19 protein-coding genes are annotated in these 19,754 nt (G+C 42.2%); 4 read left to right on the top strand and 15 right to left on the bottom strand.

The window, feature by feature from the left end; all coding sequences use genetic code 11:
• Nucleotides 1-5: 5 nt before the first annotated feature.
• Nucleotides 6-1,973, top strand: coding sequence for a beta-N-acetylhexosaminidase (gene nagZ, locus RDV63_RS03545; protein WP_313908126.1), 1,968 nt, complete (start codon nucleotides 6-8; stop codon nucleotides 1,971-1,973).
• Entirely contained in the window at nucleotides 1,927-3,168 is a 1,242-nt protein-coding gene (locus RDV63_RS03550) for an acyltransferase family protein (RefSeq protein WP_313908127.1), read from the top strand. Before nagZ ends, RDV63_RS03550 begins: the two co-directional genes overlap by 47 nt.
• A 56-nt stretch (nucleotides 3,169-3,224) precedes the next feature.
• Here RDV63_RS03550 and RDV63_RS03555 read toward each other — a convergent pair whose 3' ends face one another.
• The 11 genes from RDV63_RS03555 to RDV63_RS03605 form a co-directional block, all read right to left on the bottom strand.
• Nucleotides 3,225-3,563, bottom strand: a complete 339-nt coding sequence (locus RDV63_RS03555) for a hypothetical protein (RefSeq protein ID WP_409934817.1) — start codon at nucleotides 3,561-3,563, stop codon at nucleotides 3,225-3,227.
• Between the two features lie 162 nt (nucleotides 3,564-3,725).
• Entirely contained in the window at nucleotides 3,726-3,920 is a 195-nt protein-coding gene (locus RDV63_RS03560) for a hypothetical protein (protein ID WP_313908128.1), read from the bottom strand.
• A 99-nt stretch (nucleotides 3,921-4,019) separates the two neighbouring features.
• Complete coding sequence (locus RDV63_RS03565) at nucleotides 4,020-4,805, bottom strand: carboxypeptidase-like regulatory domain-containing protein (RefSeq protein ID WP_313908129.1); 786 nt, start codon at nucleotides 4,803-4,805, stop codon at nucleotides 4,020-4,022.
• 8 nt (nucleotides 4,806-4,813) lie between these two features.
• A complete protein-coding gene (locus RDV63_RS03570; RefSeq protein WP_313908130.1) occupies nucleotides 4,814-5,986 on the bottom strand; it encodes a lipase family protein in 1,173 nt (390 codons plus the stop codon).
• The gene (locus RDV63_RS03575; protein ID WP_313908132.1) at nucleotides 5,983-6,546 is read right to left on the bottom strand and encodes a carboxypeptidase-like regulatory domain-containing protein; all 564 of its coding nucleotides are present in this window, start codon (nucleotides 6,544-6,546) and stop codon (nucleotides 5,983-5,985) included. The genes RDV63_RS03570 and RDV63_RS03575 overlap by 4 nt, the downstream gene beginning before the upstream one ends.
• Before the next feature lie 146 nt (nucleotides 6,547-6,692).
• Nucleotides 6,693-7,193 carry a carboxypeptidase-like regulatory domain-containing protein gene (locus tag RDV63_RS03580; protein ID WP_313908133.1) on the bottom strand — a complete coding sequence of 167 codons (501 nt, stop codon included), beginning with the start codon at nucleotides 7,191-7,193 and terminating at the stop codon, nucleotides 6,693-6,695.
• Nucleotides 7,194-7,423: 230 nt separating this feature from the next.
• A complete protein-coding gene (locus RDV63_RS03585) occupies nucleotides 7,424-8,290 on the bottom strand; it encodes an aminotransferase class IV (RefSeq protein ID WP_313908134.1) in 867 nt (288 codons plus the stop codon).
• Nucleotides 8,291-8,434: 144 nt separating this feature from the next.
• A complete protein-coding gene (locus RDV63_RS03590; RefSeq protein ID WP_313908135.1) occupies nucleotides 8,435-9,301 on the bottom strand; it encodes a DUF4392 domain-containing protein in 867 nt (288 codons plus the stop codon).
• A complete protein-coding gene (locus RDV63_RS03595) occupies nucleotides 9,302-10,273 on the bottom strand; it encodes a biotin-dependent carboxyltransferase family protein (RefSeq protein WP_313908136.1) in 972 nt (323 codons plus the stop codon). It lies immediately after the preceding gene.
• The gene (gene pxpB / locus RDV63_RS03600; RefSeq protein ID WP_313908137.1) at nucleotides 10,270-10,968 is read right to left on the bottom strand and encodes a 5-oxoprolinase subunit PxpB; all 699 of its coding nucleotides are present in this window, start codon (nucleotides 10,966-10,968) and stop codon (nucleotides 10,270-10,272) included. Before pxpB ends, RDV63_RS03595 begins: the two co-directional genes overlap by 4 nt.
• Nucleotides 10,969-11,013: 45 nt before the next feature.
• On the bottom strand, nucleotides 11,014-11,739 hold the full coding sequence (locus RDV63_RS03605) for a 5-oxoprolinase subunit PxpA (protein ID WP_313908138.1): 726 nt from the start codon (nucleotides 11,737-11,739) through the stop codon (nucleotides 11,014-11,016).
• Between the two features lie 227 nt (nucleotides 11,740-11,966).
• On the opposite strand from RDV63_RS03605, the gene RDV63_RS03610 reads away from it, so the two are divergent.
• On the top strand, nucleotides 11,967-12,974 hold the full coding sequence (locus RDV63_RS03610) for an isopenicillin N synthase family dioxygenase (RefSeq protein ID WP_313908139.1): 1,008 nt from the start codon (nucleotides 11,967-11,969) through the stop codon (nucleotides 12,972-12,974).
• 26 nt (nucleotides 12,975-13,000) lie between these two features.
• Nucleotides 13,001-14,161 carry a PLP-dependent aspartate aminotransferase family protein gene (locus RDV63_RS03615; protein WP_313908140.1) on the top strand — a complete coding sequence of 387 codons (1,161 nt, stop codon included), beginning with the start codon at nucleotides 13,001-13,003 and terminating at the stop codon, nucleotides 14,159-14,161.
• Nucleotides 14,162-14,265: 104 nt separating this feature from the next.
• Here the strand turns inward: RDV63_RS03615 and RDV63_RS03620 are convergent, their stop codons facing one another.
• The 4 genes from RDV63_RS03620 to spoT are packed head-to-tail and all read right to left on the bottom strand — an operon-like array spanning nucleotide 14,266 to nucleotide 19,699.
• Nucleotides 14,266-15,060: a putative hydro-lyase gene (locus RDV63_RS03620; protein ID WP_313908141.1), complete on the bottom strand. Its 795-nt coding sequence runs from the start codon at nucleotides 15,058-15,060 to the stop codon at nucleotides 14,266-14,268.
• Between the two features lie 26 nt (nucleotides 15,061-15,086).
• Nucleotides 15,087-17,168: an ATP-dependent DNA helicase RecG gene (gene recG / locus RDV63_RS03625; protein WP_313908142.1), complete on the bottom strand. Its 2,082-nt coding sequence runs from the start codon at nucleotides 17,166-17,168 to the stop codon at nucleotides 15,087-15,089.
• Nucleotides 17,168-17,560, bottom strand: coding sequence for a RidA family protein (locus tag RDV63_RS03630; RefSeq protein ID WP_313908143.1), 393 nt, complete (start codon nucleotides 17,558-17,560; stop codon nucleotides 17,168-17,170). Before RDV63_RS03630 ends, recG begins: the two co-directional genes overlap by 1 nt.
• Before the next feature lie 6 nt (nucleotides 17,561-17,566).
• Nucleotides 17,567-19,699, bottom strand: coding sequence for a bifunctional GTP diphosphokinase/guanosine-3',5'-bis pyrophosphate 3'-pyrophosphohydrolase (gene spoT, locus RDV63_RS03635; protein WP_313908144.1), 2,133 nt, complete (start codon nucleotides 19,697-19,699; stop codon nucleotides 17,567-17,569).
• Nucleotides 19,700-19,754 lie beyond the last annotated feature (55 nt).

Below are 19,754 nucleotides of genomic sequence, written 5' to 3' on the forward strand. Positions count from 1 at the left end.
CCAAGGTGGCCATATTGCGTATTGGAGTTAATAAATTATGCCAAGCCTCATTTTTACTACCATTATTAACAACAATAGCAACAGTCTGTGCTTTGTTAAGCAGCAACTTATTGGCGAACACTATGGTGAATAAACAGGGCTTAAACAACAGTCAGCAAAGCTTAGCTGCCGCAAAAATCCCACCAGCGAGCATTAAGCAAATGCTAGGGCAAAAGCTGATGTTAGATTTGCGTTATTATTGCCCATCGGTAAAGCCGCAAGCTAAAGGCAGCTGTAAAACCGCCATGACAACCTTACCTGCCGAGCTAGCACAATTAATCCGCGACTATGATATTGGCGGTATTATTTTATTCGCTGAGAATCTAGCGGATGTAGAGCAAATTGTGCGTTTAAACCGAGACTTACAGCAGGCTGCTGCTGAGTCTAAGCTTAAGCAACCGCTTTTTATAGCTATTGACCAAGAGGGCGGTCGCGTAGCACGTTTACCTCGGGCCTTAGCGACCTCTTTTAGTGGCAATATGGCCATAGGGGCAACTTATCCGCAGCAGGGCACTTATTTTGCTTCTGAGGTAGGCAAGGTGTTTGCTGCTGAATTACTGCCGCTGGGTATTAATGTCAATTTTGCGCCTACTGTGGATGTTAATGTCAACCCAGATAACCCGGTGATTAATGTTCGGGCTTTTTCAGAAAGCCCGCAGCAAGTAGCCGAGCTAGGTGCGGCTATGACAGAAGCCATGCAACAACAAGGTATGATAGCGGCGTTAAAGCATTTCCCAGGCCATGGTGATACTTCGGTTGATAGCCATTTTGGTTTACCGGTAGTCAAACATGATGCAAAGCAAATTCGAAAAGTTGACTTATATCCTTATAAACATATTTTTCAGCAGCATAGCCCCGGCATGGTGATGACGGCGCATATCCAATTTCCAGCCTTAGATAATAGTACCTTTGTGGCTAAAAGCGGCGAGGAAATGATTAAGCCTGCGACCTTATCACGCAAAATATTACATGATGTATTGCGTCAAGAATTAGCTTATCAGGGGGTTATCGTCACAGATGCGCTAGATATGGCGGGGATCAGCCAGTTTTTTAGTCAGTCAGAGGCGGTTATTCAAACCTTTGCTGCCGGAGCTGATATTGCCTTAATGCCAGTTAAATTGCAGCAGCCAGCAGAGCTTACCGCTTTAGGGGCTTTATTAGATGAGTTAAGCCAAGCGGTAAGTAAAAATGTTATTCCACAAGCGGAGTTAACCGCGTCTTATCAGCGTATTATTCGTTTAAAGCAGCAATATCCTTTATTACCTAAAGCAAACTCTATTTCTGAGCAGGTGCAACAAGCACTAAAGGCCTTAGGTAGCCCAGAGCACAGAGCAACAGAGTTAGCCTTGGCTCAAGCGGCTATTAGCCAAGTTAAGCCTGCGACAGCCAACCCTAAACTGCTAAATAAAAAGCAGAATATTTTAGTCATTATGCCGGATCAGGCCAAAGCGGCGGCATTAAAAGCAAGCTTGCACCATTATAGCCCGACAGCGCTTAAAATAGAGACCCTAAGCTTGCTGCAGCCAGATATCAGTCGGGCAGCTGAAAAAATTGCTGTAGCAGATGTCGTTATTAGTGGTTTTATTTCGCCGATGCAAAGCCTAGCCGAGATTGGTGGCATGGATGATATGGCCAATATTCGTAATGTATCAGCGGCTTATCAGCGCCAAAAATCACGGTTTGAAGCTTTATTACCACAGATTACTGCGGCTAAAAAAACGCATGTTTATATAAGCTTACGCGCGCCTTATGATATTAGTGAATATGGTCATACAGCAGAGTGGGTATTAGCAACCTATGCTTATAATACAGCTGAAGATCCCACTAATATGGCTGGGGGTAATGCAAGTTACCAAGCCTTAGCACAAGTCTTGTTAGGGCAAATTAATGCCGTTGGGCAACTCCCTGTCACCGTTAAGCCGAGTTCACTGTAATATGTTGCGCGCTTTTAAGCAGCACTGTCAGCAGATCATGGCTCAGTTACCGCCAGAGCGGATGTTGGCCTTAGATGTATTACGTGGCTTAACCATAACGGCGATGATCTTAGTGAATAATCCAGGTAGTTGGCGTTATGTTTATGCGCCACTGCAACATGCCCAGTGGCATGGTTGGACATTAACCGATCTTATTTTCCCATTTTTTATCGTTATAGTGGGCATATCAATTCAACTGAGCTTAGCTAAAAAAACACTTTCACCTAAAAGACAGCTCTTAAACCAAGGCCTAGTCCGCAGTGCTAAGTTGTATATTTTGGGGCTGTTTTTAGTGCTGTTTTACTATAATTTTCGTGATCCTAATTATAGTTATCTAGAACAAAAGCTGCAGACACTGCGAATCTTTGGTGTGCTACAACGTATAGCGGTTGTTTATTTTATTAGTTTAATTATCGCTTTATATTGTGCGACTAGAGGCAGAATTATTGCAGCGGCTAGCTTAACCATTATTTATTTACTGGCTATGTATAAACTACCCTATCAATCGGTATATGGCCGCGAGTTTGTAGGCTTATTTGAGTACGGTAATAGCTTTGCTGCTTGGCTTGATCATACCGTGTTAGGCGCTGCACACGTGCATTTTAGTAAAGCGACACCTTTTGCTTTTGATCCCGAAGGACTTTGGTCAAGTTTACCGGCTATTGTAAGTTGTATTAGTGGTTTACTTATTGGTCAGTGGCTGCAAACAGAGCGCAACCTAGTGGCTAAAGTACGAGGTTTGGCATTATTCGGTGTAGTGGCTGTCTGGTTAGCCGAGCTGTGGCATTTTGGTTTGCCTATTAACAAAAACCTGTGGACTCCCAGCTTTGTGTTATTAAGTAGTGGCTATTGCGCCTTAGCGCTGGCGGCTTGTCTTTGGTTGTGTGATATCAAACGCTACCGATTATGGTCTGCACCCTTTATTGTGTTCGGTGCTAACGCCATTTTATTTTTTATGTTCGCGGGGGTAATGGCGCGAGTGTTAGGCATGATAAATGTTGGTGGTAGCTCTTTACATAGTTGGTTATTTAACAGCCTTTATCAGCCGGCTTTTGGCAATTATAACGGCTCATTGGCTTATGCATTAAGCTTTCTAGTGTTGTCGTATTGCATTATGTATCAGTGTTATCGGCGCGGTTATATTTTTAAAGTCTAGGCTTGAATATCCAGATTAAAATATAACCGCAGCCTGTAGCTTATTAGGTTGATGGGTTAATTGCCATCAAAGTAATTACTCACGCGCTGTGGCCAATTGGGTGAATTAATTCTACTTAATAAGCTAGCATTAATTTGCTCTCGTATAGGGCTGTTATCAGGCAAAATAAACACATAATCTTGCCGAGCTAAGGTGATAGGTAATACTTGTAGCTTACCTGAAAACTCTTGCTTAATGGTCCAGCGCAATAAAGGCTCATCATAAATAACCGCATCTACCTTGCCATCTTTAAGTTGCTGTAAGGCTTGGCTTAAATTTTCGGCTTTATTGTAGTTTAATTTGCGACCTTCTAACCAATTAGCGCTAGAGCTACCGCTTAAGCTGGCGATATTCATACCTTTTAAATCATTGGCACTACTTAGTTTATTGCTAAGTTGGCCAACGGTTAAAGCACTAGTAATAGAGGCAGTAACTTTACCGCTAGATGCAGCATCTAGCAGTTCGGTTAAACTATAAGGTTGATATTTAAACTTCCAGCCATGTTCATCGGCAATTTCTTACCATAAATCAATAGATAAGCCGCTGTATTCCGTACCGTCATACATAACAAAAGGCGGTGCTTCTTTAACACCTATACGTAAAACAGTTTGTTCGGGAGCAGCTAAATTAACCTCTTGCGCTTGGCTAAGGCTAGTTAGCGTTAGTAAGATTAATAAAAACAAGCCAAAAAGCGGATTAAGCTTTAATGTCACAAGGAACCTTATTAAATTTAGAATATGTATTTATAAACATACTACAATATTCTAAATAATCACGCACGGACTTAAAAATAGTAGAAAAGGCACTAACCCCTAGTTATATCTAGAATTATATTCAGCTGGTAGGTTACATAAAGCGGAAACGTATAAAGGTTCAACAGTGCTATCAGTTGCATATTGCTCAGGCTCTTTTGCTAGCTCGCAGTGTAAGTGGCTTAAAACCTCACTAATAGGATGTTGTAGCAATGTATAATGGCTTTGCCATGAGAATAAATTGATATGCTCATTGTCTTTGCGCATAAAAATACCATGTTTAGCTAAAGTTGGCTTTCTACGCTCAGCAAACCAACCAGGCCGAAATGAGCGGATGCTATGAGCAGGAAAACTGAATTGGCCATTTTCATCGGTTATAGTAGTGTGATCTGCGTAAGTACCATACTCTAGTTGACGAACTAATATAGCTCCCTCTACAGGCTCACCATTATCGGTTAAAATACCGGTTATATTAGGGCTCAGTTCAATATCTACTGCACGAAAGCCTGTCAGTATTGGCAGATAAGAAAGCGCTGCTGCTACTAAGCCAAAAGTAAAAGGGGCAAAAATAATAATCATGGCCCATTTAAAACTAATATAAGCCCACAACAAGCTAGCGATAATACCAAATACCGCAATACCACCAGTAAAAATAAATAACCAATGCGCCATCATCATGGCATACAGCACACCACTAATGTCCTTACCAAACACATAGCAAGAACTGACACCACCGCTTTTTTGCTCACAATTAAGCACATTAGCAAGTAATGACCCCAATAATGCGATTAAAACGGGTGAAGCACCAATAATAATACTGATTAAAGCAAGGCGAAGTGGTGTCATATATTTCTTTAATTAATGCTTTCTAAGGCTTGCCTTGCCATACGCATTAAGGCGCCTACCGTAACCTCAAATACCCAGCGAATAAATTGATAAGATAAATCAACTACTTTAACTGCACCTTTACCTGCAAATACTAACATATGGCCTAAAAGCCCTAATGTTTGAGCGGGGAAATTGTCACCTGGTAGTTTAGCTATTTTTTCAATAGTCGATGCCAGCATGTCATAAAACGTAAGATAGGTACCAATTTTAGCCTGAGCGTATATTAATGGCAGCATACCCGCTTTTTTCAGTAGTGTAATCAAAGCATTATTTATGCGGTGTGCCCAGTAGGAAGTGAAACTAACTTGATGCCGATCAGGGTATCTAAGTTCAGTTTCCTTAAATAATTCAGTAGACTGGCTTTGTAATGAATCCCAACTATTGCTGTTTGCAGTATTTAAATAACCTGGCGTGCCATTAGCTCCCATGCTATGGCCTGAAGCGCGTAAGCCAGGTGCAGAGTTTAGTAAAATTTCTGGAGATTTATAAGGCGCATGCATAAAGGGCCATAGTGGAATTAACGGTATGGGATCACTAGCATGGGTACAGCGAAAAATTTTATCAATGTTCCCTGTTGTTTTTATAGAAAAACCATCTAAACCAACTCTGGGCGAGCCAAAAGTATATAGGCAAACACGATTTTTATATCTTCGCTTAACCCAATCTGCCGTAATGTGTGCTAGTGCTCCACCCAAACTGTGACCTACACAGTGTACAGTGCCAGTCCCATTGCTTGCTAACAAAGGGGTAAGGCTTTGCTCTAAAGCTGGTTTTATACTTTGAAATACTTTGTTAAAACCGGCATGTACTAATGAATTATTATCACCACCCGTTAAACCGATATGTAAATCTGTAATAATATCTTTTAATCCGTCAGTACCGCGGATAGCGACAACATGATCTCCAGCATATGAAGCTTTGCCTTTACCAATAGCAGCAAAGCCTGTTTTTTGGTTAAACAGTCTAGAAACAATACTGCCCGACACCCCAGTAATGCGATGGTTTGCTAAATCAAAATCGAAATTTTTTGTAACTAGAAGAGATAGTGCATCAGTAAATACTTTTTCTTGACCATTTTTTTTCAGTTTGTAGACGGCATCTGCTAAAGATGCAGCCATGAGGGGAGTCAGCTCGTTCATTCATTCAATTCCTTTTCGATTATGATGTTATCGTGCTCAAAATTACAGTTGCTAACTAGCCAAAGTGGAGGTGATAGAGGATTAGTTCTTGGTATGCCAATTTTCATTTCAGCCGACGTCAGCTCGCAGTCCAAGCTAGACAATAGTTGATGCACACTGTTATAGGTAAGTGTATTGGTCGCTCCTGTTGACCAAATCTTCACTTTTTGCTTTGCACTTTCAACAATTAAAAGTTGTGATACCCAAGTGTCAAACATAGGTGAAACTCGGATTTTTACTGTCTTAACTGGAAACTTAAATCGGCCGTCAATATCTGTTGTGATGTTATCATTAAAATCTTTATCACCATATGATAAATACCTGTGCACCGTTGCACCGGCAACCGGCTTACCGTTTAACTTGATTGTGCCATTTATCTCGGGGGACAACTCTAATTCTGTCCTTTTAAACCAACTAAACATATCTGCATTAACCTGTGGTGATATAACAATAAATAATATGGAGCTAAAAACAATCGCGAGTAAAAACAACGGCTTTAGCCAAAGAGTAAAGTGGCGCATGTGAACTCCTGATGGCTTATGTTTTTAAAAGGTAACAAAATAGAAAGTAAATGTAAATTAATTAAGTTGAATGACTACGGCAGAAGTTCAAATAACTGTTTTAAAAGGAGTCTATATCGGAAAAACTAAAGCTGGACAATATGCCCTTATTTCCATAATTCCTTTTCTAAAATGATTTTATCATGTTTAAAAGTACATAAACTTCCAACGCCGAGAGGAGGAGATTGAGGTGTAGCCCTAGGGATTTCTAGTCTCATCTCTGGAGAGGTTAGCTCACATTTCATGTCAGATAATAATTTATGAATGCTATCGTAATTCAGTGTATTAGTTGTACCAGCAGTCCAAATGTTAATTAATTCATTTTTATGCTCAACGTCTAAACTTTGTGTAACAGCTGTATCAAACATTGATGAAACTCTTAGCTTTACTACTTTAACCGGCAATTGAAAATGGCCCTGTTCATCGGTAGTAGTCGCATCAATAAACCTCTTATCGCTATAAGTCAGTGTCCGAATGATTTTTGCACCAGCAATAGGTTTTCCATGCAATGTGACAATTCCCTTAACCTCAGGTGATAACTCCAACTCAGTCTTTGTAAACCAACTAAACATATCTGCATTAACCTGTGGTGATAAAACAAAAAACATTAAAATACTTAATGCTGCTATCAAGAGCAGTAAAGGCTTTCGCTAGAAAATAGGTAGCTTCATATAGGCGCCGACTAAAAATGTATGAAAAAGGTATCAAAATAATATCATGATGCAAATTAATTTGTTTGAATAAGTAATAAAAAAGCTGCCAGGGCGGCAGCTTTTTAGACCTGCTAGTATGTTTAGCAGGTAAAGCGATTTTGCTCAATCAGCTTAATAGTATTTACTCAGTAATCAAATTTGTGAGCGCTAAATAACTGCTGGGCAACTAGCCATAAATCGCCAACTTGGCCGTTACCTACAGGCTGGTTGTTGACGGTTAATACTGGTGCTACTTCTTTACTAGAACTGGTTAGCCAAATTTCATCTGCGGCTAATACTTCGGCTTGGCTTATCTCGCGTTGCTGTATTTCTATATCAGTATGCTTGGCTAAAATAGCTAACAATATTTGCCGAGTAATGCCAGGCAGTATTTTGTTGCTTAATGGCGGGGTGGCAATAACGCCATCTTTAATAATCAAGACATTAACAGAGGCACCTTCGGTTAAATTGCCTTGCTGATCAAACAGCAGTATTTCTTGAGCACCTTGATCGGCCCCTTGCTGATAATGCAGCACATTACCTAGCAGTGACGTCGATTTAATATTACAACGCTGCCAGCGTAAGTCTTGTCCAGTGACTACATGGTAAGCGGCGGCTTTAGCTTTATCAGCGATAGGTTGTGCAGGAATAGCAAAGGCAAAAGCAAAGATCGTTGGCGTAATATTAGCGGGAAAAGCATGGCCGCGTTTAGTATCGGTGCCACGACTGACGTGTAAATAAATACCTAAATTATCGCCTAATTCAGCTCTGTTGTCGGCAATTAGCTTATTGGTTATCTGTTGCCAGTCTTTAGCCGTTAACTTGGCATCAATAGAAAGTAAGGCTAAGCCGTTTTGCATCCGCTCTAGATGCGGAGTAAAACCAACGCAACGGCCGTTATAGCTGGGGATAACCTCATAAATACCATCACCAAATAAAAAGCCTCTATCCATAGGCGAAATTTTTGCTTGGTTGGCGGGAATAAAATCGCCATTTAAATACACTGTTGTCATAGCTGTTCTCGTATTAAAGCAAGTTTGAAGTATTCAACATTGAACCGACGTGTTCTAAGCCAACCGTTGCAGCCCTGGACGGGCGGAAACGAGCCTACAGGGATGTATTTACGGCGTGTTGGTGTGGACACGACAGTTCTAAGTTTAGTTAACGCCTTGATATAGAGCGAGTAGATTGTTAATTAGGCTTAAGCCTTCGCTAGGGGCCAAACCGTCTTCGGTTAAGGTGTTTAATCGCGTTACACCATCCACGCTGCCTTTGGCACTTAGATACTGCAAAATGGATAAGGGATCGGCCTTTGCTAGTAAATCTTGTTTTGTTAACGCTGATACCATAGCAATAAGTCCCCATGCCGCCCAATTAGACACATCCGCCACTATTAATTCATCACACTCAGTTATAGAGGGAATAATATCAAGTTGTGCTAAAGCTTGCTTGAGATTTCCCATACCAATTTCGTTGCCGCCATCGCCAATACCTATAGTTGGGCAAGTCGCTAAATTTAAAAAATGATCAAAGCTAGCACAGCGTTCTGAAATATCTTCGCCGCGCATATTGCTATAACGTTGGGCGGCATTAAAGCCTGGGCGCTCAATTGCAATTATTAATTCTGGCGCTAGGTGAGTTAAGGCGTGCTGGGCTATATCGGTTAAGGCCTGATACTGATTTACCTCAAGTTGATAACAATGATAATCAGCTTCTAATTGGCTAAAAAGCGGATCACCACAAACAATAATAGGCTTGGCGCCTAGCTGTTGTAATAATTGATATAAGGCAATAGCGCCAACCGGACCATCGGTTTCAAAGGTGTCTAGTACCGGAAAACCCGTGCCAATTAATACCGCACCGCGGCATTGCACAATTAACTGAGCCGCGCGTAAGATATAGCCAGGTTTAAGTAAAGGTTGTAACTGGGCCATTCCGCGCAAATTTTTGCGCACTAATAGCCTTTCAATGTGCTGGCTTAAGGCTAAATGATTTTGGTTTAAGTTCTGAGGTAAAGTGTCCATTTAAGCTTGAGCCCAAGCTGCTGTGAGCCGCTTAAAATGGGCATCGGCTAAGCATAAAGCATTATGCGCTTGTTCAATAGAAATAGGTGTAAAATAAACTTTAGTGCCAGGGCTAGCTTGGGCGAGTAAAGCGCAATCTAAAGATAATACTGAGCCTATTTTTGGATAGCCGCCTAAAGTTTGGCGGTCATTAAGCAAGACAATAGGTTGGCCATCAGGCGGAATTTGTACCGCACCGTAACTAATACCTTCTGACAATAAGCTTTGTTGCTGGCAATGGATAGCGGCGCCGGTTAATTTGTAACCCATTCGATCCGACTGTGGCGTTACCGTATAAGGCTGTAGATAGAAGCGTTGTCGCTCAGACGTTGAAAATTGCTCAGCTTGATAACCTTCAACTAAACGCAGGGTTAAGCTGTTATTAAATTGCCGCCAATGCTGTTTAGCTAAACTATGCGACGTTGCACGACTGACACTAGTAATAGCTAAAGTATCGCCAGCTTGTAATTTATCGCCATTTAAACCGCCAATTTTTTCCCGTAATACAGTAGCGGTACTAGAAAATTGTGGTTTAACCTTAAAGCCTTGAGCAACTGCGACATAAGCGCGTAAACCGGCACTGGCCATACCTAGTTCAATAATATCTCCTGCACTAACGGCTAGACTCGTCCACATGGCTGCAGCTTGGCCGTTAATCGTTAAACTAAGTTCAGCGCCAGTAACCGCAATAAAGCTGGCGCAATGGGCTTCTAATTGTAAGCCGCCAATGCTGCACTCAATTAAGGTTGCGTTGCTATTATTATTTAATAGGGCGTTTGCCATCGCCGCAGAGTAGGGATCCGCCGGGCCACCCGTGGTTAAGCCTAAATGACTTTGGCCAAAACGACCGCGATCTTGCAATAAGCTAAGAATACCGGCAGAACGCACAGTAAAACTATTGCTATCACTAACACTAGCCATTTTGTGACTCATAGCTCACCACCTAAGCGGATAAATTCGGCTTTATCAATAGCGACAAATTGCACTTCATCGCCTACTGCAACTGGCATAGCGGGTGTTGCTTCTGGTGTAAACATGGGGCTTGGGCATAGGCCTATTAAATTCCAGCCACCAGGTGATGCAGCAGGGTAGATGGCAGTTTGTCTATCCGCAATCGCCACCGCACCTTTAGGCACCTTGGCTCTAGGAGAATTTAAGCGGGGCATCTGTAAAATGGGATCAATTTGGCCTAAATAAGCAAAGCCGGGGGCAAAGCCAATAGCATAAACCCGATATACTACAGCTTGGTGCAGTTGAATAACCTGACTAATGCTTATTTGTTTAGTTTTAGCAATTAAGGCTAAGTCGGGGCCACTTTCTTCACTGTAATAGACAGGAAGCTCAACTCGCTTGCCGCTGCGGCTTTGTGCGCTAAAAGGCTGAGCTAAACAGCGCTTAATGTTAGCGCTGACAATAAAGTGATTGGTTGTCAGCGGATTAAAAACAACTAATACAGAAGCATAAGAAGGTAAGAGATCAATTAAATCATCAGCTAAGGCAAGACGAATTTGCTCAGTGGCCCATTGTACTTGGCCTGATATCTCTGCTGACATTTGCTGCTGAAAATAGACTATAAACGCATTCTCACTGGCAATGTCTAATTGATACTCTAGCTGCTGCGGCTTCATAGTTGCTGACTCATAAAAACTGTCTGCTAGCAGTTATATCTATTTTCATACTAGTAGCTGACGTATTTTGGCTATTTGTAAAATAGCCGCAGAATTATCACCATGCACGCATAGCGTATCTGCTTTTAAGGCTAATTTTTGGCCAGACTGGGTGGTGACAGTGCCCGACTGCACGAGCTGTTGCACTTGTTGCAACATCTCAGTTTCTGATAGCACAGCACCGGCTTGGCTGCGTGGGGTTAGTTTGCCCTCGTCGGTATAGCGGCGATCAGCAAAAGCTTCAAATAATAAGCTAACGCCGGCTTGTTTTGCCAAGTGTTGATAATGATCCTGCTCAGCGGTAGCTAAAATCATTAATTTTAACGGCTGATGGTAACTGGCAATCGCTGTTAATACGGCATTAAAAATCTGCGGGTTACTCATCATATCGTTATACAAAGCACCGTGTGGCTTAACGTATTCAAGGGGTAAGCCTTGCGTTTTAGCCATGCCTTCTAAAGCGGCAATTTGATAATGGATAGCATTAATAATTTCACTATCAGATAAAACCATACTACGCCGACCAAAGCCCTGTAGATCAGGATAAGCAGGATGAGCACCAATGCTAACATGATATTGTTTAGCCAGTGCTAAGGTGCTGGCTATTACATCTGGATCACCGGCATGAAAACCACAAGCAATATTCGCCATATCGATATGAGGCATGGCGCTGGCATCTAAGCCCATTTGCCAACTGCCAAAACTTTCGCCTAAATCACAGTTTAATTTCATTTTTTTACCTTTTCCAAGCGAGACAAACAGTGTGCGATATGGCCGAAATTAAGTCCAGCCGATCTAGCTTATTGGCTTAGTATTTTGTCGTAATTGCTTAAAATTAATGATGGATGTTTAGATGGCTCTATATAGCTAATTTGAATTAATAAGCTTTATTTGTTACTTATTGTTATAGTTGATTCAGCCTAATATAGCTGTATTGATGATTAATGTTAGGTGGAAAAATGGCTCAATTAAATTTGCCGGTGTTAGATCTTAGCTTATGGTTCGCAAAAGGACAGTCTCGGCAGCGTTTCTTACAGCAGTTAGCAGAAGCATCACGCGAGGTCGGCTTTTTTTATTTAACCGGTCATGGCGTAGCAATAGAGCAGCAACAGCATATTCTAGACTTAGCAAAAACATTTTTTGCTTTACCCGATGCCGATAAGCAAGCAGTACAAATGGTTAAATCACCGCACTTTCGTGGTTATACCCGTTTAGGTGGCGAATTAACTCAAGGCCAAATTGATCAACGTGAGCAATTCGACATTATGAATGAGCAACAGGTATTGCCTGCGAGTACTGAAATGCCAGCTTGGCAAGGTTTAGTTGGGCCTAATCAATGGCCTGCGGCTTTACCTATGATGCAATCAACCTTACTTAACTGGCAGCAACAATTATCTGATCTTACTGTTACCTTGCTTGAAGCTTTTGCTGCGGTGTTACAGCAACCTGAAAATGCCTTTGCTGATACCGTAGCAGATGGCCCTTATACGCATATGAAACTGATTCGTTACCCAGGCTCTGATACAGCACAAAAGCAAGGAGTGGGTGCGCATAAAGATCCGGGTTATTTAACCTTAGTATTGCAAGATCAGCATTCTGGTTTAGAAGTATTAACCGATAAAGGCTGGGTAGGCGCGGCACCTTTAGCTGGGGCATTTGTGGTTAACATAGGTGAGCTGTTAGAATTAGCCTCAAATGGTTATTTAAAGGCTACCTTACATAGAGTTGTTAGCCCGCCTGCTGGTATAGAGCGATTATCCTGTGCTTTTTTTATGGCAGCCCAGCTTGATGCAACAGTGCCTTTATTAAACTTGCCTGAAGCTTTAGCAGCAGAGGCAAAAGGGCCGGCCAGTGATCCTAATAATCCATTATTTTATCAAGTGGGTGAAAATGTACTAAAAGGCCGCTTACGCTCACATCCGGATGTAGCCCAGCAGCATTACGCCACTTTAAAAAAGATAGCCTAACAGCGCGACGATAACGGAGCCCAAAGATGAAGTTTAAAACCCAATTGTTGCATAGCAACGGCGGTGCTGATGCGCAAACCGGCGCCTTAACTACCCCAATCTATCAAAGTAGTACTTTTACTTACGGTACGGCAGAACAAGGCCGGGCCCGTTTTGCCGGTGAACAACCTGGTTTTATTTATAGTCGTATGGGTAATCCAACAGTGCAAGCCTTAGAGCAGCAATTCGCTAAATTAGAAGGTGCTGATGAGGCTCTGGTTGTAGCCAGTGGTATGGCGGCAGTGAGCAGCATTTTTTATGCTTTAGCTAGCCAAGGTGATGAAATTGCATTTATTGATCCTGTCTATGGTGGTACAGCCGCTTTTTTAATTAATACCCTAACCCGAGCGGGCATTAAAGTAAGCCGTTATCAAAGCGATGATGATTTACTAGAGTATATTAATTCAGCCACCAAAGTTATTTTATTTGAGCCTATTACTAACCCTAATCTACGAGTGAATGATTATCGCAAAATTAAGGCCGCAGCAGAAAAATCTGGTGCTATTACCGTGTGTGATAATACCTTTTTAACCCCGTATTTATTTAAGCCTTTAGAGCATGGTATTGATATTGTTATGCACAGCGGTACTAAGTACCTAAGTGGTCATGGTGATATTATTGCTGGTGTAGTGGCGGGGCGCACTGAACTGATGCAACCTATTCGCACTATAGCGTTAAAGCATATAGGGGCGCCAATAGGGCCACAAGAAGCCTATTTGTTACAGCGCGGTATGCGAACACTGGCATTACGAATGGATGCGCATTTAGCTGGCGCAATGCAAGTGGCCGAGTTCTTAGCTAAGCATCCTAAGGTTGATAAGGTTATTTTCCCAGGCTTAGCCAGTGATGCCGGCCATTCGGTGTTAGCAGAAACTGTCGGCGCCTTTGGCGGCATGATAAGCATAGAGTTAGAAGGCGGTTTTAGCCGCGCTGCCCGCTTTTTAGATCAATTACAACTATTTACCCAAGCGGTGAGTTTAGGTGATTTAGAGAGTCTAGCTTGTCATCCTGCTAGTACAACGCATGCTGCCATGGATAAGCCTAGCCGCTTAGCCGCAGGTGTTACAGATGACTTAATTCGTTTTAGTATAGGTGTTGAAGATCCGGCCGATTTAATTGCTGATTTAAAACAGGCATTAGAATACTAAATAAGTCGCTAAGCCGTATTTAAAGCACTAGGGGCATGGCTAAATTAAACAGCTGCAGTAAGGTTAACAATTCTGTTAATAATAGCTGCAGCTGTTTATTGGCGTTAAAGCAGCGACAACTTACTATTGGCTAAATCGGTTACTAACATATAGCCTGGGCTATGGGTAATACAAATAGCTAATTTAGCGTTAGCAATTGCCACTTGCGGAGTCACGCCACAGGCCCAAAATACCGGGACTTCACCGGCTTTAATGCTAACAGCATCGCCAAAATCGGGTTTATTAATATCAGTAATACCAATAGCGGCCGGATCAGCAAAGTGCACCGGCGCACCATGCACTTGCGGAAAACGTGAACATATTTGGATAGCCCGTATTGCATCCGCTGGCTTCATAGGGCGCATACTTACAACCATGTTGCCAGAAAATACGCCTGCGGGCTGACAAGCAATATTAGTTTTATACATAGGCACATTAACCTGCTCGGTAATATTGCGAATTTCTAAGCCATCGGCAATTAACGCTTCCTCAAATGAAAATGAGCAACCAATAGCAAAGCTAACAAAATCATCCTGCCAAAAAGGCGTAATATCACTCACTTCTTCGGTTAATTGGCCTTGTTTAAATACCCGATATTTAGGGATATCGGTTCTAATATCTAAGTCTGCTGCCAGTTGCGGCATATCGACAGCACCTGCTGTAGCCGACATAGCTAACAGAGGGCAAGGTTTAGGATTAAAATGGCAAAACTGTAAAAAATCTGCCGCATATTGCTTGGGCATAATGGCTAAATTGGCTTGAACAAAGCCCGGTGCCTGGCCAGAGGTATGAGCGGTAAATTGATTTAAGCGAATTTGCTGGCGCAATTGTAATGGCGATAAGATCGGACTTGCAGACATAGCGACACCTTGATAATTAGTTGATGTTAAGCATTACCGTATATTTCTTTATTAGCCAGCCAGCGCTGAATTAAGGCTTCACATTTGCTTGGCTGCTGTTGCCACAGTGTAGTAGCAATTTGCTGCGCCTGAGGGATCAGCTCAGCGTCACGGCTTAAATCGGCAATTTTAAATTGTAATATGCCTGTTTGCCTTGTGCCAAGTAACTCGCCAGGGCCGCGTATTTCTAAATCACGCTGGGCAATAACAAAACCATCATTGCTGTCACGCAGCACGGCTAAGCGGGCTTGGGCCGTTTTTGATAAAGGCGCATGGTATAGCAAAACACAGTGCGATGCCGTGCTTCCTCTACCGACTCGACCTCGAAGTTGGTGCAGCTGGGCTAGGCCTAACCGCTCTGGGTTTTCAATAATCATTAAACTGGCATTAGGTACATCAACCCCGACTTCTATTACCGTAGTAGCCACTAGCAGATCTAATTTAGCTTGGCTAAATTGTTCCATTACAGCTTGTTTTTCTGCAGGTTTTAACCGGCCGTGAATTAAGCCCACTTTTAAATTAGGTAAAGCTTGTTGCAAGTTTTGCCAAGTATCTTCAGCAGCTTGGCATTGCAAGGTTTCCGACTCTTCAATTAAGGTGCATACCCAATAAGCTTGACGCTGTTCTTGGCTAACAACATGCTCAACCCGAGCGATAACATCATCACGCCGCGAGTCGGGTAGGGCAACAGTAGTAACGGGGGTTCGTCCCGGTGGTAGCTCATCAATAATAGAGGTATCTAAGTCGGCATAGGCTGTCATGGCTAAGGTGCGAGGAATAGGTGTCGCTGTCATCACGAGCTGATGCGGGTAAAGGTTTTTAATACCGCCTTTTTCGCGTAGCGCTAAGCGTTGATGAACACCAAAGCGGTGTTGCTCATCAATAATAATTAAACTTAAAGCATGAAATTCAACTTGTTGCTGAAATAAAGCATGGGTGCCCACCACCATTTGGGCGCTGCCATCGGCTATTGCCGCTAAGGTGCTTTGTCTTGCTTTACCTTTCGTTTTGCCTCCTAGCCATGCCACACTAATATTCAGCGGGGTAAACCAAGTAGCAAAGTTAGCGGCATGTTGCTCGGCCAGTAATTCAGTCGGGGCCATAAGTGCCACTTGATAGCCATTACTAATAGCGGTTAAAGCAGCAAAAGCAGCAACTAAAGTTTTACCTGAGCCAACATCACCTTGTACTAGCCTTAACATAGGTAAAGCTTTAGCCATATCATGGCTAATTTCAGCACTTACTCGTTGCTGTGCTTTAGTTGGCGTGAAAGGTAAAGCCGCTAAAAATTGCTGTAATAAATCTGGATTAATTTTAAGCGGTAAGCCCTGCTGCTGTTGGCTTTGGTTGCGCAGTTTAATCATACTTATTTGCTGGGCAACTAATTCTTCAATAATTAATCGTTGCTGGGCAGGGTGTTTGCCTTGCTCTAACAAGGCTAAGCTAGCGTCAGGTGGTGGTCGATGAATATAGTGTAAAGCTTCGCTTAGCGACCAAGTTTGGCTTAAGTTATTGCCGCATAATAACTCTTCTGGCGCTATTTGGTTTAAGTAACTTAATGCCGCATCGGTTAAATTACGCCAAGTGGCTTGGCGTAGACCTTCAGTTGTGGGGTACACCGCTGTTAGCGTTTCAGCAACTTCAATTATAGGTTGGTCAGCTTGTAAACGGTATTCAGGATGAAGCATTTCTAAACCGCGAGGGCCGCGTTTAGCTTCACCAAAACAGCGTATAATAGCGCCTGGTGTTACCGCATTTTTTTGCGCGGCACTAAAATGAAAAAAACGTAAGGTTAAAAAACCACTACTATCTTTTACTTTAACTAACCAGCTGCGTCTTTTACCAAATTGCACCTCACTAGACACAACTTCAGCAACAATAGTGGCATGCATTAAGGGCATAAGATCGGCAATGGCATAGATACGGGTGCGATCTTCATAGCGCAGTGGTAAGTGAAATAGAACATCTTGGATATTAAAGATATTTAATTTCGCTAGCTTTTCAGCTACTTTAGCGCCAACGCCTTTAATTGAGGCGATGGCAACTTGATGCAGTGCGGTGCTAGACATTAGTAAGTTGAGGGCACTTCCATAACACCATCAATTTCAACTTGGCTGGCTTTAGGTAAGGCGCTCACTTGAACGGCGGCTCGGGCAGGGTAAGGTTGAGTAAAATATTGACTCATAATCTCATTTACCGTAGCAAATTGGCTTAAGTCAATCATATAAATATTAACTTTAACCATATCGTTTAAAGTGCCGCCAGCCGCTTCACACACTGCTCGTAAATTTTTAAACACTTGATGGGTTTGCTCAGCAAAGTCTTCTGATACCATCTGCATAGTGCTAGGTACTAAAGGAATTTGCCCAGAAATATAAACTGTATTTTGAATCTTAACAGCTTGGCTATAAGTACCAATGGCAGCAGGTGCGGCCTCAGTGTTAATGATGACTTTTGACATGTCGCGCTATCTCCTTCTATAAACTTTTTGTACGTCTGGCATAACCCTAATTTTTCGCATAACGTTGGCTAAATGAACGCGGTCTCGCACTGACAGGGTAATTTTAATCACATATTCGCCAGTATCGCGATCGTCAGTAACTAGATTTTGAATATTGGAACCTTGAGCAGCAATAAGGGTAGTTAATTTGGCTAATAAGCCATGGCGATTTAAAATAAAAATTCGAATATCACATAAAAATTGCTGATCAACAGTTTTGTCCCATTTCACTGGGAAAAATTTACCCGGCTCTTTATCCCAGCTTTTTATGTTTCTGCAATCAGAGCGGTGTACGTACAGACCTTTACCTGGTGTAGCACTAGCTACTATTTCATCACCGTGAATAGGGCGACAGCACTTAGCAAAAGTGATAAGCATGCCATCAGAACCAACGATAAAAGCTTTACTCTTCAACTTGCTATCAGAGTTTTCGGTTTTAGCGCTTGAATTTGGCTCGGGTGAATCAAACTCACCTAGTAAGCGTCTTGCTACAGCTATAGCCAGTTGATTACCTAAGCCTATCTCGCTACATAATTCATCTAAACTTTGCTGTTTACTATTTTTTAAAACTGGCTCTAGGCGTTCAGGTGGAATATCTTCTAGTTTAATATCACCCAGCGCTGAGCTTAATAAGCGTTTACCTAAATTAACAGCTTCAGCTTGTTTTTGCTTTTTAAGGTAATTACGAATGCCCAATATAGCCCTGCTAGTTACCACATAATTTAGCCAGTTAGCATTTGGCTTACCGCCTGGGCTGGTAATAATTTCTACCGTTTGACCAGTTTCTAAAGGCTTGTTTAATGGATAAGGGCGACGATCTATTTTGGCACCAACACAACGATTACCAATGTCTGTATGCACTGCGTAAGCAAAATCGACAGGCGTTGCCCCTATTGGCAATTCAACAATGCGGCCTTTTGGCGAGAAGACATATAATTCATCAGGATAGAGTTCAGATTTAACATTCTCAACAAATTCAGCACTATTGCCAGCATGTTGTTGTAGCTCTAATAAACTTTGCATCCATCGCCGAGCGCGCACTTGGGCGGTAGTGTCTTGATGCTCACCATTGGCTTTATACATCCAATGGGCTGCAATGCCATTATCCGCTGTTTCATTCATCTCATGGGTACGCATTTGAATTTCGATTGGAATCCCGTGCGGGCCTATTAATGAAGTATGTAATGATTGGTAGCCATTTTGTTTTGGCATGGCTATATAATCTTTAAAGCGAATTTCAATCGGCTTATATAAGTTATGCACTACACCTAAGGTGCGATAGCATTGATCAATGCTATCAACCACAACTCTAAAAGCATAAATATCCATTACATCATTAAACATCAGCTCTTTATTTTTCATCTTGGTATAAATGCTATACAGATGTTTTTCGCGGCCTGTGACTTCAGCAATAATTCCCACTGTTGTTAGGCGATCGAGAATTTCATGTCTAATTTTTTCTAATAATTCTCGACGATTTCCTCGCGCTTGGCGTACTGCTGTGGATAAAGCGCGATAGCGCATGGGATATAAGGCTTGAAAACCGCAATCTTCTAATTCATTTTTTATATTGTGAATACCCAAACGATTAGCAATTGGCGCATAAAGCTCTAAAGTTTCTTTGGCTATGCGGCGGCGTTTTTCAGGTCTAAGTGCACCTAAAGTACGCATATTGTGGGTACGGTCAGCTAACTTAATTAATATCACTCTAATGTCTTGGGTCATGGCCATAAACATTTTTTGCAAGTTAGTGACTTCAAATTCGTGATAGTCTTTAAACTTTACTTTATCTAACTTACTTACGCCTTGAACTAGTTCGGCGACTGTCTCGCCAAAGAGTTCAGCTAAGTCTTTTTTATCATAAGGCGTGTCTTCAATAACATCGTGCAGCAAAGCGGCCATTAAGGTTTCATGGTCCATGCGCATTTCTGCCAAAATGCTACTGACTGCAACGGGGTGAGTAATATAAGGCTCGCCACTAGAGCGGGTTTGCGGGGCGTGTGCATCCCGTGCCACTACATAAGCTTGTTGCACTAAGGCAACTTGCTCGGGTGGTAGGTAAGCGCTAATTTGTTTTTTTAGACCTTCAAATAAATACACTGGTGCTCCCAAACGGTGACAGCAAACAATAAAACGCCGGAAAGCGCGGGATCTA

The sequence above is a fragment of the Rheinheimera sp. MMS21-TC3 genome, assembly GCF_032229285.1.
Classification (GTDB): Bacteria; Pseudomonadota; Gammaproteobacteria; order Enterobacterales; family Alteromonadaceae; genus Alishewanella.

What these genes read in the sequence shown, in the direction of transcription:
- pxpB (WP_313908137.1), bottom strand. Translation starts at nt 10,968, where the DNA reads ATGAAGCCGCAGCAGCTAGAGTATCAATTAGACATTGCCAGTGAGAAT.
- RDV63_RS03550 (WP_313908127.1), top strand. Translation starts at nt 1,927, where the DNA reads ATGCCGTTGGGCAACTCCCTGTCACCGTTAAGCCGAGTTCACTGTAAT.
- RDV63_RS03620 (WP_313908141.1), bottom strand. Translation starts at nt 15,060, where the DNA reads ATGTCTGCAAGTCCGATCTTATCGCCATTACAATTGCGCCAGCAAATT.
- RDV63_RS03610 (WP_313908139.1), top strand. Translation starts at nt 11,967, where the DNA reads ATGGCTCAATTAAATTTGCCGGTGTTAGATCTTAGCTTATGGTTCGCA.
- RDV63_RS03590 (WP_313908135.1), bottom strand. Translation starts at nt 9,301, where the DNA reads ATGGACACTTTACCTCAGAACTTAAACCAAAATCATTTAGCCTTAAGC.
- RDV63_RS03570 (WP_313908130.1), bottom strand. Translation starts at nt 5,986, where the DNA reads ATGAACGAGCTGACTCCCCTCATGGCTGCATCTTTAGCAGATGCCGTC.
- RDV63_RS03575 (WP_313908132.1), bottom strand. Translation starts at nt 6,546, where the DNA reads ATGCGCCACTTTACTCTTTGGCTAAAGCCGTTGTTTTTACTCGCGATT.
- RDV63_RS03615 (WP_313908140.1), top strand. Translation starts at nt 13,001, where the DNA reads ATGAAGTTTAAAACCCAATTGTTGCATAGCAACGGCGGTGCTGATGCG.
- RDV63_RS03630 (WP_313908143.1), bottom strand. Translation starts at nt 17,560, where the DNA reads ATGTCAAAAGTCATCATTAACACTGAGGCCGCACCTGCTGCCATTGGT.
- RDV63_RS03605 (WP_313908138.1), bottom strand. Translation starts at nt 11,739, where the DNA reads ATGAAATTAAACTGTGATTTAGGCGAAAGTTTTGGCAGTTGGCAAATG.
- RDV63_RS03585 (WP_313908134.1), bottom strand. Translation starts at nt 8,290, where the DNA reads ATGACAACAGTGTATTTAAATGGCGATTTTATTCCCGCCAACCAAGCA.
- RDV63_RS03555 (WP_409934817.1), bottom strand. Translation starts at nt 3,563, where the DNA reads ATGAATATCGCCAGCTTAAGCGGTAGCTCTAGCGCTAATTGGTTAGAA.
- RDV63_RS03595 (WP_313908136.1), bottom strand. Translation starts at nt 10,273, where the DNA reads ATGAGTCACAAAATGGCTAGTGTTAGTGATAGCAATAGTTTTACTGTG.
- RDV63_RS03565 (WP_313908129.1), bottom strand. Translation starts at nt 4,805, where the DNA reads ATGACACCACTTCGCCTTGCTTTAATCAGTATTATTATTGGTGCTTCA.
- recG (WP_313908142.1), bottom strand. Translation starts at nt 17,168, where the DNA reads ATGTCTAGCACCGCACTGCATCAAGTTGCCATCGCCTCAATTAAAGGC.
- RDV63_RS03580 (WP_313908133.1), bottom strand. Translation starts at nt 7,193, where the DNA reads ATGTTTTTTGTTTTATCACCACAGGTTAATGCAGATATGTTTAGTTGG.